Here is a 16,151-nt window from a genome sequence, read left to right as displayed (position 1 = left end):
GCGCGCTACGCCAGCTTCGACAGCGGGCAGGGCAGGGATTTCGAGACCGGTGCGCTGGATCTGGCCGGCCTGGCCGGTCTGGCCACGCAGCTCGGCGAACCGAAGCAGATCAGCGGCAAGCAGGAGCGTTACGAGAACCTGCTCAACCAGTACCTGCTGCGCTGAGCGCGGCAGGTCGCATCGACAACAGATACCGAGGAAGGGGATGGCAATGAACCAGGCGATGACCGGGGGCGAGAACACCAAGCTGATCGTGCTGATCAGCGTGGTGGCGACGATCGGCGGATTCCTGTTCGGCTTCGACAGCGGCGTCATCAACGGCACCGTGGACGGCCTGCAGCAGGCATTCGGTTCCACCAAGGCGGGGCTCGGCTTCGAGGTCGCGTCGATGCTGCTGGGCTGTGCGGTCGGCGCCTTCACGGCGGGCCGCTTGGCGGACAGTCTCGGCCGGCGCAACGTGCTGATCATCTCGGCCGTGCTGTTCCTGTTGTCGGCCATTGGGGCCGGTGCGGCGACGTCGTCGGTCTTCTTCGTCATCGCGCGCGTGATCGGCGGCTTTGCCGTCGGCGCGGCGAGCGTGATCTCGCCGGCCTACATCGCCGAGGTCGCCCCGGCGCGCTACCGCGGGCGCCTTGCGACGGTGCAGCAGATCGCCATCATCAGCGGCCTGACCGCGGCGTTCCTGTCCAACTACCTGCTGGCCGCGAAAGCCGGCGCCTCCACGGAAGCCTTGTGGGGCGGGCATGCGGCATGGCGCTGGATGTTCTGGATGCAGGCGATCCCGTCGCTGCTGTTCCTGGTGCTGCTGCTGACGATTCCCGAGAGCCCGCGCTACCTGGTGGTGAAACGTCGCAAGGATGAAGCGCTGCGTGTGCTGACGCGGTTGTTTGGTGGCGCCGAAGCGCAGGCCAAGCTCGCGGAGATCGATGCCTCGCTGTCGCAGGATCATCACCGGCCGCAACTCGCCGATCTGAAGAACAAGACCACCGGCAAGATCCGGCCCATCGTCTGGGTCGGCATCGGCCTGGCCACCTTCCAGCAGCTGGTCGGCATCAACGTGGTGTTCTACTACGGCGCGGTGCTGTGGCAGGCGGTCGGCTTCTCCGAGAACGATGCGCTGGCGATCAACGTGCTGTCCGGCGCGCTCAGCATCGGTGCCTGCATCGTCACCGTGCTGCTGATCGACCGCATCGGCCGCAAGCCGCTGCTGTGGATCGGCTCGGCCGGCATGGCGGTGTCCCTGGCACTGGTCGTCTGGGCGTTCGCAAGCGGCTCGCTGGTCGATGGCCACCTGCAGCTGCCCGAAGGCATGGGCACGCTGGCCCTGGTGGCGGCCAATGCCTACGTGGTGTTCTTCAACATCTCCTGGGGCCCGGTGATGTGGGTGATGCTGGGCGAGATGTTCCCCAACCAGATCCGCGGTTCCGCACTGGCGGTAGCCGGCGCCGCGCAGTGGACATCGAACTTCGCGGTGACCGTGACCTTCCCGATCCTCCTGGCCGCCATCGGCCTGGCCGCGACCTACAGCATCTATCTCGTCTCGGCGGTGATCTCGGTATTCTTCGTCCTGAAGTACGTGCACGAGACCAAGGGCAAAGAACTGGAGCAGATGGAAGGATGAACGCGATGACGAACCGCAATTCCCCCCGCGTCCGGGCTGGCGTGCTGGTGGCCGCCCTTGTGCTGGCCCTCGGGGCCTGCAAGCGCGATGAACCGGCGGCCGCGCCAGCAGCGGCGGATACCAACCCCTGGCCGCAGGTCGCCTGGCCGCTGGCCGAAGACGCCGCGCTCGAGAAGCGCATCACCGACCTGATCGCCACGATGACCGTGGAAGAGAAAGTCGGCCAGCTGGTGCAGGGCGACATCGCCAGCATCACCCCGGACGACGTGCGCAAGTACCGGCTCGGCTCGATCCTCGCCGGCGGCAATTCCGATCCCGGCGGGCGCTACGATGCGTCGCCGGCGGAATGGCTGGCGCTGGCCGATGCCTTCTACGAGGCATCGATGGACACCTCGCAGGGCGGCAAGGCGATCCCGGTGATCTTCGGCATCGATGCCGTGCACGGGCAGAGCAACATCGTCGGCGCGACGCTGTTCCCGCACAACATCGGCCTGGGTGCGACGCGCAACCCCGACCTGTTGCGCCGGATCGGCGAGGTCACCGCACTCGAGACGCGCACCACCGGCATGGAGTGGGCGTTCGCACCGACCGTGGCGGTGCCGCAGGACGACCGTTGGGGCCGTTCGTACGAGGGCTATTCGGAATCGCCGGAGATCGTCGCCAGCTACGCCGGTGCGATGGTCGAGGGCCTGCAGGGCAAGGTGGGCACGCCGGGTTTCCTCGACGGACGCCACGTGATCGCGTCGGTGAAGCACTTCCTCGGCGACGGCGGCACCACGAACGGCAAGGATCAGGGCGACACGAAGATCAGCGAGGCCGACCTGGTACGCATCCACGGCGCGGGTTATCCGCCGGCGATCGCGGCCGGCGCGCAGACGGTGATGGCCTCGTTCAACAGCGTCAACGGCGAGAAGATGCACGGCAACAAGCCGTACCTGACCGATGCGCTGAAGGGCCGCATGCACTTCGGCGGCTTCGTGGTCGGCGACTGGAACGGTCACGGCCAGGTGAAGGGCTGCACGAATACCGACTGCCCGGCGACGATCAACGCCGGCCTCGACATGGCGATGGCGTCGGACAGCTGGAAGGGTTTCTACGAGACCACGCTGGCGGCCGTGAAGGCGGGCACGATCAGCCAGGAACGACTGGACGACGCGGTGCGCCGGATCCTGCGGGTGAAGATCCGCCTGGGCCTGTTCGAGGCGGGCAAGCCGTCGACGCGTGCGGTCGGCGGGCAGTTCGCGCTGCTGGGCTCCACTGAGCATCGTGCGGTCGCGCGCCAGGCCGTGCGCGAATCGCTGGTGCTGCTGAAGAACGCGGGCGGTGTGCTGCCGCTGGCGCCGAAGCAGCGCATCCTGGTGGCCGGTGACGGCGCGAACGATGTCGGCAAGCAGGCCGGCGGCTGGACGCTCAACTGGCAGGGCACCGGGACGACGCGCAAGGATTTCCCGAACGCGGATTCCATCTACGAAGGCATCGCGCAGCAGGCCAAGGCCGCGGGCGGCGAGGCGATCCTGGCGGTCGACGGCAAGTACACACAGAAGCCCGATGTGGCGGTGGTCGTGTTCGGCGAGAACCCGTACGCGGAATTCCAGGGCGACCTGCAGACGCTGCTGTACAAACCCGGCGATGACGCCGACCTGGCGCTGCTCAAGCGTCTGAAGGCCGAAGGCATCCCGGTGGTGGCGGTGTTCCTGAGCGGCCGTCCGCTGTGGATGAACCGCGAGATCAACGCGGCCGATGCGTTCGTGGCGGCGTGGCTGCCGGGCTCGGAAGGTGCGGGCATCGCCGACGTGCTGTTGCGCAAGGCCGACGGCAGCGTGCAGCACGACTTCAAGGGCAAGCTGAGCTTCAGCTGGCCGCGCACGGCCACGCAGTACGCCAACAACGTGGGTCAGGAAAACTACGACCCGCTGTTCGCGTTCGGCTTCGGCCTGACCTATGCCGACAAGGGCGAACTTTCTGCGTTGCCGGAAGATTCCGGCGTGACCGGCGACGAGGGCGCCAGTGGCGTGTTCTTCGCGCGCGGCGATGCCGGGTACGGCATGGCGTTGCGTCTGGAAGCCGGCGAAGGGCAGGGCGTCACCGTCACCAAGGTGCCGGAAGCATTGAATGCCGATCTGCTGAAAGTCACCGGCGTGGACCATCTGGCGCAGGAAGACGCGCGTCGGCTGGCCTGGTCGGGCAAGGGTGAAGCGGTCGCCGCGCTGCAATCGCACACGGCGCTCGACCTGCAACGCGAGAGCAACGGCGACGTGATGCTGCTGACGACGCTGCGTGTGGACGCTGCGCCGAGCGGCGATGCGTGGCTGTCGGTCGGGTGTGGCACGGGATGCACGGCGCGCGTGGCGCTGGCGCCGACGCTGGCGAAACTGCCGGTGGGCCAGTGGACGCGCGTCGGCGTGCCGCTGAAGTGCCTGGCCAAGGCCGGTGCCGATGTCGCCAAGCTGGATCGTCCGTGGTCTGTCGGTACCGCCGGGACGATGACGATTTCGGTGTCGCGCGTGGCGCTCGGCGCGCTGGACCAGGCCGAGCAGACCGTGGACTGCGCACGCTGACCAAGGCGGAAGTCCCGGGCGCGCAAGCGTCCGGGCTTCCCGCGATCGCGAACGAACGGGGAAGGGGAGCGGGATGACACTGTCGGGACTGGATATCGCCATCGTGCTGGCCTACCTGGCCGGCATCTTCGTGCTCGCGCAATGGGTGTCGCGCGAGAAGGCCGGGCACACCAAGGACGCGAAGGACTATTTCCTCGCCAGCAAGTCGCTGCCGTGGTGGGCCATCGGCGCGTCGCTGATCGCCGCCAACATCTCGGCCGAGCAGATCATCGGCATGTCCGGCTCCGGCTACGCCATCGGCCTGGCCATCGCGTCGTACGAATGGATGGCGGCAGCCACCCTGCTGATCGTCGGCAAGTGGTTCCTGCCGGTGTTCCTGCGCAACGGCATCTACACGATGCCGCAGTTCCTCGAGCAGCGGTACGGCACGCGCATCCGCACGCTGATGGCCGTGTTCTGGCTGGGCCTGTACGTCTTCGTCAACGTCACCTCGATCCTGTGGCTGGGCGCCATCGCGGTGTCGCAGGTCACCGGCATGGACCAGATGCTGGCGGTGGTGCTGATCGGCGTGTTCGCGCTGCTGTACCAGCTTTACGGCGGCCTGAAGGCCGTCGCCCTGACCGACATCGTGCAGGTGTCGCTGCTGGTGCTGGGCGGCCTGCTGGTCGCGGGCCTGACACTCAACGAACTCGGCGACGGCGCGGGTGTGGTCGCGGGTTTCCACAAACTGTGGGAAGCGCAGCCGGGCCACTTCGAGATGATCCTCGGCAAGGACAACCCGTTCTACAAGGACCTGCCGGGCCTCAGCGTGCTGATCGGCGGCATGTGGATCATGAACATCAGCTACTGGGGCTTCAACCAGTACATCATCCAGCGCGCGCTCGCCGCGAAGGACATCGGCGAGGCGCAGAAGGGCGTGCTGTTCGCCGCGTTCCTCAAGTTGCTGATGCCGGTGATCGTGGTGCTGCCGGGCATCGCTGCGGTGATGCTGGCGCCGGGCCTGGACAAGCCCGACCAGGCGTACCCGACGATGATGCGCCTGCTGCCCACCGGCATCCTCGGCCTGGTGTTCGCGGCGCTGGTCGCGGCGATCGTGGCCTCGCTGGCGTCGAAGATCAATTCGGTGGCGACCATCTTCACCCTCGATTTCTACGCCAAGGGCAAGCGCCAGCACAGCGAGGCGAGGCTGGTGCGCGTGGGCCGCATCGCCGCGGTGGTCACCGTGGTGCTCGGCATCCTGGCAGCGAAGCCGCTGCTGGGCAGCTTCGACCAGGCGTTCCAGTACATCCAGGAGTACACCGGCTTCTTCACCCCGGGCATCGTGGTGATCTTCGTCCTGGGCCTGTTCTGGAAGCGCGCCAACGAAGCCGGTGCGCTGGCCGCGGCGATCGGGTCGTTCGCGTTGTCCATCGTGCTGAAACTGGCTTGGCCGTCGCTGCCCTTCATCGACCGCGTCGGCCTGGTCTTCCTGTTGGCGCTGGCGCTGGCCGTCGGGGTCTCGCTGGCCACGGCGCCGGCCCCGGAGAAGGACATCATCCAGACCCGCGACGTGGACTACCGCACGAGCGGAACGTTCAACATCGGCGCGGTCGCGGTGCTGGCGATCCTCACCGCGCTGTATGCCGTCTTCTGGTGATGGACGCGCGGCGCCGACCCCGTGTCGGCGCCATCGGTGGCGGAGTGCGCGTGGCCCAAGTACGCTTTCCCGATGCGAACCAAGCCGAATGCGCAGCCCAACCAGAGTCTGATCGATGGCATCGCCACCCTGCAGGCGCTGGCGTCCTCGCCCGAACCCATCGGCTGCCGTGAGCTGGCGCGCCAGCTGGGCGCCAATCCCACGCGGGTGAACCGGCTGCTGAAGACGCTGGCCTATTTGGGCATCGCCCGGCAGACCGCCAACCGCAAGTACACCCCGGGGCCAGGCATGCACGTGCTGGCCGCGCAGAGCCTGTTCGCGTCGGGCCTGATCCGTCGCGCCATGCCGGTGCTGGAAGACCTGCGCCGCTTCGGCCACACGGTGGCGATGGGCGTGCTGTGGAACGACAGCGTCAGCTACCTCTTCCATGCGCCGCCGGGCATCGAGGCCGCGCGCGGCCTGGGCCGCATCGGCCTGCTGCCGGCGAGCACCAGCGGCATCGGCATCGTGCTGCTGTCGCAGATGACCGACGACGATGTCCGCGAGCTCTATCGCGACAAGGCCATCCCGATGTTCCCCGAGGGCATCGACCAGCTGCTCGCCACGCTCGCCGCGACGCGCGCGCAGGGCTATGCGCGCGTGCACGTGGCCGACGAGCGCGACCACCACATCGTCGCCATCGCGATGGGAGAACCGGTGCATGCGGGCATCGCCATGTCCGGCTGGATCCCGGAGTCGGCGACCGCGGAGTTGGTCACCGCCCTGCAGGCGGCGGCGGCCGAGATCGGCTGAAACTTTGCCGCAGTGCGGTTTGACATGTTGCTACAATAGCAATACGTTGCGGGCTCCTCCGGGGAGCATGGCCATGGGCAAGCGGGAAGACGCATGAGCGGGGACGGCCGCACGAAGTGGGTGCTGCTGGGGCTCCTGTTCTTCTCGACCATCATCAACTACCTCGATCGCCAGGCCCTGTCGATCCTGGCGACGACGATCCAGGCCGACCTCGGCATGACGGATCTCGAGTACGCGCGGGTGGTGCAGGTGTTCCTGCTGGCCTACGCCGGCGCCTATGTGCTGGCGGGGCGCGTCACCGACTGGCTGGGCGCGCGCGCCGCGCTGATCCTGTTCGTCGGCTGGTGGTCCCTCGCCAACATCGCTACCGGCTTCGTCCGCAGTGCCGGCGAGCTGGGCGCGGCGCGTTTCGCCCTTGGGCTGGGCGAGCCGGGCAACTACACCGTGGGCACGAAAGTGGTGTCCGAGCAGTTCCCCGCACGCCAGCGCGGCCTTGCCCTCGGCCTGTACACCTCCGGCGCGATGATCGGCGCCACCCTGGCGCCGCCGCTGATCGGCGGCATCGCGCTCGCCTACGGATGGCGCTCCGCCTTCTGGATCACCGGCGTCGCCGGCCTGCTCTGGATGATCGCGTGGTGGTGGGCGTATCCGAAGCAGAAGGCGCAGGCGGCCGCGCAGCCGCAGCCCTCGATCAAGGGCGTGTGGGGAAAGCTGGCGCGCGACCGCACGGTGTGGGCGCTGGTGGCCTCGCGCGCGGTGGCCGACCCGGTCTGGTACTTCTACCTGTTCTGGTTCCCCAAGTACCTGGGCGACGTGCGCGGCATGAGCCTGGCCACGCTCGCCTCGCTGGCGTGGATCGTCTACGTGGCCGCCGACATCGGCAGCATCGGCGGCGGCGCGATGTCCGGCGCGCTGGTGCGGCGCGGCTGGCATCCGCCGCGCAGCCGCCTGGCGGTGATGACCGGCGCGGCGATGCTCGCGCCGATCGGCATCTTCATCACCCTGCATCCGACGGTGCCGGTGCTGATGGCGCTCGCGTGCGTGGTGACGTTCGCCCACCTCGTGTACCAGATCAACATCACCTCGATGGTGGTCGACCTGTTCCCGTCGCGCTACATCGCGTCGGTCGCCGGATTGATCGGGTGCGGCAGCGCGCTCGGCGGCATGGTGTCCGCGCATGTCGTGGGCACCCTGGTGTCGGATGGCGCGTTCGACCGTACCTTCGTGCTGATGGCCGCGCTGCACCCCATCGCGGTGGTGCTGGCGTGGACCGCCTTCCGCCTGGCGCGGCGTTCGCCGCTGACCCAGGAATACCAGGGAACGCCTCAGGCCACCGCTTCGGCGTGATCCCAGAAGCGGGCGCCGGGTGCGGCGCCCAGGCCCGGACCTTCGGGCAGCACATAGTCGCCGTCGCGGTACGCCATCGTCGTGTCCAGCATCTCCACCGAGCGCGAGAAGATCGAGTGCTGCCATTCGTGCCGCCACAGGCCCGGCAGCACGGCGGCGGCATGCAGGCTGGCCGCCATGAACAGGCCGCCGCCGATCGTCGCGTGCGGCGCGATCCGCACGCCGTGATGCTCCGCTTCGCGCGCGATCCGCAGGAACTGGGTCACGCCGGTGTGGCCCATCTCGGGCTGGATATAGGCCAGCGTGCCGCCCGCCAGGCGCAAGCGCGCCTCGTATTCGGTATGCCATTCCTCGCCGGCCGCGACCGGAATCGGGCTCGTGCGTCCGAGTTCGATAAGGCCAGCGACATCTTCCGGCTTCAGCGGTGCCTCGATGAAGGTCACGGCATGCGGCTGAAGCTGCTGCGCCATCGCCTGCGCCTGCGCCAGGTCGAACTTCCAGTGCAGGTCCACCATCAGCTGGGCGATCGGGCCTAGTGCGTCGCGCAGGGCGGCGATCTCTTCGACGATGCCCTCGTGGCTGACCACCGCATGGATCTTGAAGGCGTCATGGCCTTGCGCGGCGAAGGTGCGCGCCATCGCCACGCGTTCGTCCAGCGTGGCCGCCGGCAGCCCCGACACGTAGCCGGGAATGGTCTCGCGCTGGCGTTCGCCCAGCAGCGCCCACAAGGGCTTGGCGTGCGCGCGGGCGCGCAGGTCCCACAGGGCGATGTCGAGCGCCGCGATCGCATCCACGTGGAAGCCGCCGAAGCAGCCACGCACGCGCATCAGGCCGTACAGGTCGTCCCAGATCCGCTCGACGTCATCGGGCTCGCGGTCCAGCAGTTCCGGCGCGAGCAGGTCGTTGATGATTTCGCAGACCGCGCGCGGCGCGCAGATCCCGTAGGTCTCGCCCCAGCCGACCGCACCATCGGCCGTGGTGACACGCACGACGACCGAGCGGTCGACGGTCGGATAGATCGTGCCGTTGCCCTTGCGCACCAGGTAACCGCGGCTGTTGACGCGTTCGCCCGGCCCCAGCGGTCCCAGGTAAGGCGTGGTCCTGGGGACGGTGAGGATGAAGGTTTCGACCTGGATGACCTGGCTCACGATGGAATCCTCTGCACGTCGCCCGGCACCGAGTCCATCGGCACCAGGTCGTGGATGCGGGCCAGCAGGATATCCAGTTCGCGCTGGTCGAAGGCATCCAGGGCCGGCCCTGGCGCGCGCACCTTGTCGCTGCCGATCAAGCCACGGCGCAGCAGCACCGCCTTGGTCAACCGCCAGCGGAACACCGCCTGCATGCTCAGCAGCGGCAGCGTGCGCTCGAACAGCGTGCGCGCGCGCTCCCGATCGCCGGCTGCCCACGCGTCCAGCATCGCCACGTGCGCTTCGGTGATCTCGCAGGCCGGCATGGTGCCGATCGCCCCGCGACCGAGTTCGTCCAGCACGTAGCGAGCGCCCGCGCCACCGAACACCGCGCGCACCGACGCCGTGCGCTCGCCGAGCGCGGTGATGCGGTGGCCGGACGGCATCGTCTCTTCCTTCACGTAGGCGATCGCCGGCGCGCGTTCTACCAGCGCGACCACATCATCCACGCCCAGGCCTACGCCCATCGGCGCGGGCGCGTTCTGCAGCATCAACGGAATGCCGGATGCTTCACCCAGTGCCTGGAAAAAGCCGGCCATCGCGACCGGATCGCCCGCGTGCGCATGCGGCGTGAGCACCATCGCGGCGCATGCGCCGGCTTCGGCGCCCGCGCGCGCGTAAGCGATGGCGTCCTCCAGCGTCTTCGCACTGGCGCCGACGATGAAGGGCACGCGGCCGCGGTTCCAGCGGCCGATGCAGGCCGTCAGGTGCAGGCGCTCCTCCTTCGAGAGCAGGTCGTACTCGCTGGCCAGCCCGGGGAAGACCACGCCGGCGGCGCCCGCGCCGAGCAGGTACTCGAACACGTTGGCGGTGCCGGCGTCATCAAGCGCGCCGTCGGCCCGGAAGATCGTTGGGAGGATGGGGAAAACCCCCTGCAGTTCGGCCATGAGTCCTGTCCTTCGTGAAGCTTTGTTCCTGTGAGAGCAACATATATTGCGCGCGAATCCGGCCCGGCTGCCCATCAGGCCTATTTTTCGCTGCACTGCAGCGTGCACGCCAAAATCATATTGCTATATTAGCTACACGTTGCCAAGTCGCAGCGCAGCAGTACCGACGTAAAAGCGCTGGACCATGGGCAGGGCGTGTGAGGTGGCCGTAGGCGAGTGGTACGTTGCTGCCTTAGCCACAAGCGGACGTCAGATGCCGGTGGTCCCAACTTCTGGGGGAGGGCCCACTCATGCACAGCTTTCGACGTTCGACCTTGTTCACCGCCCTGGGCGCCTGCCTGCTGGCGCCTGCGGTTGCGTTCGCGCAGGCCGCCGCTGAACCCGCGACCACCGCTGCACCCGCATCGACGTCCGACGAGCAGGCGCAGACGCTCGACACCGTCACCGTGAAGGGCATCCGCGGCAGCCTCGAGGCGTCGCGCGACATCAAGCGCGACTCGGCGCAGATCGTCGATGCCATCGTCGCCGACGACATCGGCAAGCTGCCGGACACCAACGTGGCCGAATCGCTCGCCCGCGTGGCCGGCGTGCAGCTCGAGCGCGGCATGGGCGAGGGCAGCGACGTGCTCGTGCGCGGCATGAAGCAGAACGTCACCCTGTACAACGGCCGCGAGATCTTCGATGCGACCGGTCGCGGCGGCAACGGCCTGGACCAGCTGGCCACGTCGACCTACGGCCTGCTGTCGCTGGTGCCGTCGGAACTGATTTCCCGCCTGAGCGTGACCAAGCTCGCCGGCGCCGACCAGTTCGCCGGCGGCCTGGGCGGCATCATCGACATCCAGACGCGGCATCCGCTGGAAGGCGACAGCGAGCAGAACGTCGTCAGCCTGGCCGGCACGCACGACGAACTCGCGTCCTCCACCGGCGCCAATGCGTTCGGCCTGGTCTCCCTGCGCAACAGCGACCGCACGCTGGGTGCGCTGGTGACCGCGACGTACGGCAAGCGCAACGTCGTCCAGCAGGGCCTGGACACGTTCTCCGGTTACGTGCGCTACACCGATCCGGCGGATCCGACGGCCACGCGCTTCGGCAGCACCGACATGCGCGCGCAGAACATCGACGACGACCGCGAGAAGCTCGGCGTCAGCGCCGTGCTGCAGTGGCGCCCCGCGGATGGCGTCGAGATCACCGCCGACACCTTCTACGCGCGCCAGGACGCGGAGCGCGACCGCTACTGGATCGCCTTCAATCCCGCGGCGGGCCTGAGCAATGCCGTGTACTCGGACCACAACATCCTGCTGGCGGGCCGTTCGACCGGCACCGTACTGCTGAATACCGAAGTGGCCGACATCGATTCGGAAACCTGGTCGTCCGCGATCCGCGCGAAGTTCCGCGTAGGCGACCGGCTGGACGGCTCGGCCGAAGTCGACTGGGGCAGCTCCACCACGCGCTACCATCAGCGCTACATGCGCCTGGCGCCGATGGCGGGCCTGACCTCGGTGACCAACTTCGACCTGCGCTCGGGCAACTTCGGCAGCTTCGACATCAGCGGCGTCGACGTCACCGACCTGGCCCAGTGGCGCATGACCATCATGTTCGACAACGACTGGCGCGCGGAGACCGACAGCCGCGCGCTGCGCACCGACTGGAGCCTGCTGTTCGACGACGGTGCGTTCACCTCGCTGGACTTCGGCGCGCGCGCGAGCCGCCTGGAAAGCCTGCAGGATCCGCGGCGCGCGGACATCCGCCCGGCCGGCGGCATTCCCGCCACGGTGCTGGCCGACTACCTGCGCGTGTGGAGCAACGCGGACTTCATGCGCGGCGAGTTCGCCGGCCTGCCGCGTTCGTACCTGGGCGCCTACCGCGACCAGTTCGGTGGCTGCGGCAGCTTCACCACGGTCGCGCTGATCTCCCAGAATGCGCAGTGCCTGGATCCCCGCAACAACGCGCTGGCCTACGCGGCCACCTTCAGCGTGGACGAGGACTTCCTCGAGGCGTACAGCAAGCTCAACTGGGATACGACGCTCGGCGGCCTGGGCTTCAGCGGCAACGTCGGCGTGCGCTGGCTGGAACGCGACCTGGATTCGCGCGGCAACCTCATCAGCGGCACCGGCGGCGTCACGCCCGCGCGGTTCGAGCGCGACGATCGCGAAGTGCTGCCCTCGGCCGTGGCCAAGCTGATGATCAGCGACGACCTGATCCTGCGCGGCGGCGTGGCCAAGGTGGTGGCGTTCCCGAACACCGAGGACCTCAACAACGGCGTCACCCTCAACAACAACGCGGTGTTCGACACCAACGGCACGCAGATCTCGCCCGGTACCGGCAGCGGCGGCGCGCCCGACCTGGATCCGTACAAGGCCACCCAGTACGACCTGTCGCTGGAGTGGTACTTCGGTGGCCAAGGCCTGATGTCGGCCGGCGTGTTCTACAAGGACGTGTCGACCTTCATCGTCCAGCGCCAGAGCGCCGAGGTCTACAACAACACCAACTACCTGGTGCTGCGGAAGATCAACGGCGACAGCGCTACCGTGCGCGGCGTGGAGCTGCTGGCCCAGGTGCCGTTCTCCGGCGCGCTGGACGGCTTCGGCATGGTGGCCACGTACACCTACATCGATTCGGAAACGCCGATCCAGGATGTCAACGGCAATGCGCTGACGTTCCCCGGCCTGTCCAAGAACAACGTCAACCTGATCGGATACTACGAACACGGTCCGTTCGGCGTGCGCTTGGCCTACAACTGGCGCGACGAGTACCTGGTCGGCCTGTCGAGCGCAGCCACGGGCATCTACAACGACACCTACAAGGATCTGTCGGCCTCGATCAGCTACGCCTTCGGCGAGCGCACGTCGTTGAAGTTCGAAGCCAACAACCTGCTGGACAGCGAGCAGCGCACCTACGACGGGTACGATGAGGGCCTGCGGACGAACGTGGTGTTCGGCCGTGCGTACAAGGCGAGCTTCACGTACCGGTTCTGAGGACGGGGATCCGACGGATGTGCAGGGCATGAGCGAAGGTGGAATGCACGGCAAGGCGGCGCTGGTGACCGGCGTCGCCAGCGGGATCGGTGCGGCGGTGGCTGCGCGGTTGCGGCGCGAGGGCGCACGGGTGGCGGGGCTGGACCTGGCGCCCGCCGTGGACGTCGATGCCTTCGAGCGTGCGGACCTCCGGTCGGCCGAGGACACGGCGGTGGCGCTGCGGCGGCTGGGCGATGCCGTAGGCGCGTTCGATGCCGTGGTGCATTGCGCGGGCGCCAGTCCGCCGGGCGGGGTGCTCGAGCATGACGACGCCTTCTGGCTGGAACTCTATTCGTTGAACGCGCTCGGCGCCGTGCGCGTGATGCGCGAGGTCGTGCCGGGCATGCGCGCTCGCGGCGGCAGCATCGTGTTGGTCTCGTCGATCAACGCCCGCTTCGCCACGCCGACGCTGGCGGCCTACGCGGCGTCCAAGGCGGCGCTCGAGTCCGTGGCGCGCACGGCCGCGCTCGAGTTCGCGGCCGACGGCATCCGCGTCAACGCCATTGCGCCGGCATCGATCGATACGCCGATGCTGCAGGGGTCGTTCGACCGCGATGCCGATCCTGCGGCCGCCCGCGCGCGCAACGTGGGCCGGCATCCATTGGGTCGCCTGGGCACCCCGGAGGATGCGGCCGAGCTCGCGCTGTTCCTCGCCTCCCCGCGCAGCGGCTGGATCACCGGCGGCGTGTTTCCGCTCGACGGCGGCGCCGGCGTGACGAGGCGATGATGGGTACACGCAGCATCGTCGGCATCAACTGGGGCAGCAGCAATTTCCGCGCCTATCGCCTGGACGACAGCGCCGAGGTGATCGACGCGATCGAATCCGGTCCCGGTATCGCCGGCCTGGATCGCGACGGCATGCTGCGGCAGATGGCCGAAGTCGCGAAGCGCTGGCCAGACGCGGGCCCCATTTACGCCTGCGGCATGGTCGGCTCGAACATCGGTTGGCTGGATGCCGGCTACGTTGCGTGCCCGGTGGCGCTGACGGGCCTGGCGGATGCGCTGCGGCCGACGTCCATCGCGGGGATCGAACTCCACATCGTGCCGGGCCTCGCCTGCACGCGCGACGCCGACGGTGCGCCGGACATCATGCGCGGCGAGGAGACCGAGCTTTTCGGCCTGCTGGCCTCCTCGCGCCTGCCCGCGACGGGTGTCGTCGCGCTGCCGGGCACGCATACCAAATGGGTGCGTATGCAGGACGGCGGCGTGGCGGAGTTCCTGACCTCGATGTCCGGCGAGATCTTCGATCGCCTGACGGCGGCGGGCCTGCTCGCGTCGGTCGTCGACGGCCCCGCCACCGCGTCGCCCGCGTTCTCCGAAGGCGTGCAGGCCGGCGCGCGGCGCGCGCTGGGCCTGGGGGCGCTGCTGTTCGGTGCCCGCGCACGCGTGATACGCGGAGAGCTTCCGCGAACGGAGGGCGCGTCCTACCTGCGTGGCGTGCTGATCGGCTCGGACATCGCCGACGCGCGCGCGCTGTTTCCGCGACTCGCCGACGCGAGCGTGCCGCTCGTCGGCGCGGCGCCAGTGGTCGAGCTGTATGGCGCGGCGATGGCGGTGCTCGGCCTGGCCAGCCATGGCGTCGAGTCGCGCAACGCGATCCGGCACGGCTTCGTCGCTCTCGACCGGTTGCGCCAGGCGTGTCCGGCATGACGCAGGACGTGGCGCACGCCTTCGATGCGCGCGTGGCCGCGATGCCGGTCATCGCCATCCTGCGCGGGCTGACCACCGACGATGCGATTCCCGTCTGCGATGCGCTGCTGTCGGCGGGCATCACCGTCGCGGAAGTGCCGATCAACTCGCCTGCGCCGTTCGAAACGATCGCCCTGCTGGCGACGCACTTCGGCGAGCGATTGCTGATCGGGGCCGGCACGGTGTTGACGGTCGATGACGTCGCGCGCGTTGCCGAGGTGGGCGGTCGTTTCTGCGTGGCGCCGAACATGGATCCGGACGTGATCGGTGCTTGCGTGCAGCACCGGCTGCTGCCGCTGCCCGGTTTCCTCACCGCGACCGAGGCGTTTGCGGCCGTTGCGGCCGGCGCACGCCATCTGAAATGCTATCCCGCACAGGCCTCGTTGTTGTCCGCGTTGCGTGCGGTGTTGCCGAAGGACGTGCAGGTGTTTGCGGTCGGTGGCGCAACGCCGGTCGATGCGCGCGCCCTGCTTGCAGCCGGTGCATCCGGCTTCGGCGTCGGCAGCGACCTCTACCGACCGGGACGCAGCGCGGCCGACGTCGGCATGCGCGCGCGCCACTGGGCGCATGCGCTCGAGCGCGCACGTGCCCTGCGCGTCACGCTGGCCTGCCAGCCCGAGGCCGGGGTGGGCGAAGGGCCGGTCGAGCACGACGGCCATATTCTCTGGGTCGATCCGACGGCACCCCGCCTGATCGATTTCGATACTGCCGCGGGCACGTGGCGCGACACCGCGCTTCCGGAGCCGATCTGGTCGCTTGGCTTGGGCCCGGACGGGCGCCTGTTCGGCAACGGCGAAACGCACTTCGTCGCGTTCGATGAGGGTCGCGCCGTGCCGGTGGCAGGCCCGGAGATCGAAGTCGGCGCGGGCTGCCGGCTCAACGATCTTGCCGTGGACAGCCGCGGTGGCCTGTGGGCGGGCAGCATGCATCGCGGCGTGTTGGCGGGCCGCGGTGGGCTGTTCCATGCGCCTGCGCCGGATGCGCCCGTGCGGCAGGTGGCGTCCGGATTGGGTGTCGCGAACGGCATGGCGTTCAGTCCCGACGAGAAGACGCTGTTCGTCATCGACACGCTGTACCGCACGCTGCTGGCGTACCCCTGCGACATCCAGGCCGGCACGCTGGGCGAGCCGGTGATCGTGACCGATTTCCTGGGCCTGCCCGGCAAGCCCGACGGCATGGCGCTGGATGCGGAAGGCACGTTCTGGGTGGCGATGTGGGGCGCGGGCGAGGTTGTGCGCATCGCACGGAACGGCGCGGTCCTCGAGCGTGTCGAGGTGCCCGCGCCGCACGTGGGCAGCGCCTGCATCGGCGCGGACGGTTCCGTTTATGTCAGCACGGCGCGCGTGCGCATGGACGAGCAGGCGCTGGCCCGCGCACCGGGCGCGGGCGGGCTGTTCCGGATCACGCTGCCACGATGAAC

The 16,151-nt window shown here is 68.7% G+C and carries 11 protein-coding genes and 1 pseudogene; 10 read left to right on the top strand and 2 right to left on the bottom strand.

Annotated elements, in window-relative coordinates; genetic code table 11:
* From BLT45_RS18560 to BLT45_RS15365, 6 genes and pseudogenes are all read left to right on the top strand, one after another.
* Window positions 1-165 (top strand): annotated as a pseudogene (locus BLT45_RS18560) (xylose isomerase); the annotation flags it as partial.
* Window positions 166-205: 40 nt separating this feature from the next.
* On the top strand, window positions 206-1,621 hold the full coding sequence (locus tag BLT45_RS15385; RefSeq protein WP_254771902.1) for a sugar porter family MFS transporter: 1,416 nt from the start codon (window positions 206-208) through the stop codon (window positions 1,619-1,621).
* A 5-nt stretch (window positions 1,622-1,626) separates the two neighbouring features.
* Window positions 1,627-4,179 (top strand): glycoside hydrolase family 3 protein, encoded by a 2,553-nt coding sequence (locus BLT45_RS15380; RefSeq protein ID WP_093302221.1) that lies wholly within the window; start codon window positions 1,627-1,629, stop codon window positions 4,177-4,179.
* Window positions 4,180-4,252: 73 nt separating this feature from the next.
* Window positions 4,253-5,815: a sodium/sugar symporter gene (locus tag BLT45_RS15375; protein WP_093301843.1), complete on the top strand. Its 1,563-nt coding sequence runs from the start codon at window positions 4,253-4,255 to the stop codon at window positions 5,813-5,815.
* A 72-nt stretch (window positions 5,816-5,887) separates the two neighbouring features.
* Window positions 5,888-6,607 (top strand): IclR family transcriptional regulator, encoded by a 720-nt coding sequence (locus BLT45_RS15370; protein WP_093301840.1) that lies wholly within the window; start codon window positions 5,888-5,890, stop codon window positions 6,605-6,607.
* 93 nt (window positions 6,608-6,700) lie between these two features.
* Window positions 6,701-7,954 carry an MFS transporter gene (locus tag BLT45_RS15365; protein ID WP_093301838.1) on the top strand — a complete coding sequence of 418 codons (1,254 nt, stop codon included), beginning with the start codon at window positions 6,701-6,703 and terminating at the stop codon, window positions 7,952-7,954.
* Here BLT45_RS15365 and BLT45_RS15360 read toward each other — a convergent pair.
* Both BLT45_RS15360 and BLT45_RS15355 read right to left on the bottom strand, forming a co-directional pair.
* Window positions 7,933-9,102 carry a mandelate racemase/muconate lactonizing enzyme family protein gene (locus BLT45_RS15360; protein WP_093301835.1) on the bottom strand — a complete coding sequence of 390 codons (1,170 nt, stop codon included), beginning with the start codon at window positions 9,100-9,102 and terminating at the stop codon, window positions 7,933-7,935. The two genes, BLT45_RS15365 and BLT45_RS15360, sit on opposite strands and share 22 nt — an antisense overlap.
* Window positions 9,099-10,028: a dihydrodipicolinate synthase family protein gene (locus BLT45_RS15355; protein ID WP_093301833.1), complete on the bottom strand. Its 930-nt coding sequence runs from the start codon at window positions 10,026-10,028 to the stop codon at window positions 9,099-9,101. Before BLT45_RS15355 ends, BLT45_RS15360 begins: the two co-directional genes overlap by 4 nt.
* Window positions 10,029-10,318: 290 nt before the next feature.
* Between BLT45_RS15355 and BLT45_RS15350 the strand changes: the two genes are divergently transcribed.
* The 4 genes from BLT45_RS15350 to BLT45_RS15335 are packed head-to-tail and all read left to right on the top strand — an operon-like array spanning window position 10,319 to window position 16,149.
* Window positions 10,319-13,003, top strand: a complete 2,685-nt coding sequence (locus BLT45_RS15350; protein WP_093301831.1) for a TonB-dependent receptor — start codon at window positions 10,319-10,321, stop codon at window positions 13,001-13,003.
* A 28-nt stretch (window positions 13,004-13,031) separates the two neighbouring features.
* Window positions 13,032-13,769 (top strand): SDR family NAD(P)-dependent oxidoreductase, encoded by a 738-nt coding sequence (locus BLT45_RS15345; protein ID WP_217629575.1) that lies wholly within the window; start codon window positions 13,032-13,034, stop codon window positions 13,767-13,769.
* Entirely contained in the window at window positions 13,769-14,692 is a 924-nt protein-coding gene (locus tag BLT45_RS15340; protein ID WP_175455873.1) for a 2-dehydro-3-deoxygalactonokinase, read from the top strand. Before BLT45_RS15345 ends, BLT45_RS15340 begins: the two co-directional genes overlap by 1 nt.
* Window positions 14,689-16,149 (top strand): 2-dehydro-3-deoxy-6-phosphogalactonate aldolase, encoded by a 1,461-nt coding sequence (locus BLT45_RS15335; RefSeq protein ID WP_093301824.1) that lies wholly within the window; start codon window positions 14,689-14,691, stop codon window positions 16,147-16,149. Before BLT45_RS15340 ends, BLT45_RS15335 begins: the two co-directional genes overlap by 4 nt.
* The last annotated feature ends 2 nt before the right edge of the window (window positions 16,150-16,151 follow it).

It is taken from the genome of Pseudoxanthomonas sp. CF385, from assembly GCF_900104255.1.
In the GTDB taxonomy this organism is placed as follows: domain Bacteria; phylum Pseudomonadota; class Gammaproteobacteria; order Xanthomonadales; family Xanthomonadaceae; genus Pseudoxanthomonas_A.
Note: the sequence above shows the minus strand (reverse complement) of the source record. Positions and strands in the feature narration are given on the sequence as shown.

Excerpts from the sequence above, each read along its gene's own strand:
- BLT45_RS15385 (WP_254771902.1), top strand. The coding sequence starts at position 206 with ATGGCAATGAACCAGGCGATGACCGGGGGCGAGAACACCAAGCTGATC.
- BLT45_RS15380 (WP_093302221.1), top strand. The coding sequence starts at position 1,627 with ATGACGAACCGCAATTCCCCCCGCGTCCGGGCTGGCGTGCTGGTGGCC.
- BLT45_RS15375 (WP_093301843.1), top strand. The coding sequence starts at position 4,253 with ATGACACTGTCGGGACTGGATATCGCCATCGTGCTGGCCTACCTGGCC.
- BLT45_RS15370 (WP_093301840.1), top strand. The coding sequence starts at position 5,888 with ATGCGAACCAAGCCGAATGCGCAGCCCAACCAGAGTCTGATCGATGGC.
- BLT45_RS15365 (WP_093301838.1), top strand. The coding sequence starts at position 6,701 with ATGAGCGGGGACGGCCGCACGAAGTGGGTGCTGCTGGGGCTCCTGTTC.
- BLT45_RS15355 (WP_093301833.1), bottom strand. The coding sequence starts at position 10,028 with ATGGCCGAACTGCAGGGGGTTTTCCCCATCCTCCCAACGATCTTCCGG.
- BLT45_RS15350 (WP_093301831.1), top strand. The coding sequence starts at position 10,319 with ATGCACAGCTTTCGACGTTCGACCTTGTTCACCGCCCTGGGCGCCTGC.
- BLT45_RS15345 (WP_217629575.1), top strand. The coding sequence starts at position 13,032 with ATGAGCGAAGGTGGAATGCACGGCAAGGCGGCGCTGGTGACCGGCGTC.
- BLT45_RS15340 (WP_175455873.1), top strand. The coding sequence starts at position 13,769 with ATGGGTACACGCAGCATCGTCGGCATCAACTGGGGCAGCAGCAATTTC.
- BLT45_RS15335 (WP_093301824.1), top strand. The coding sequence starts at position 14,689 with ATGACGCAGGACGTGGCGCACGCCTTCGATGCGCGCGTGGCCGCGATG.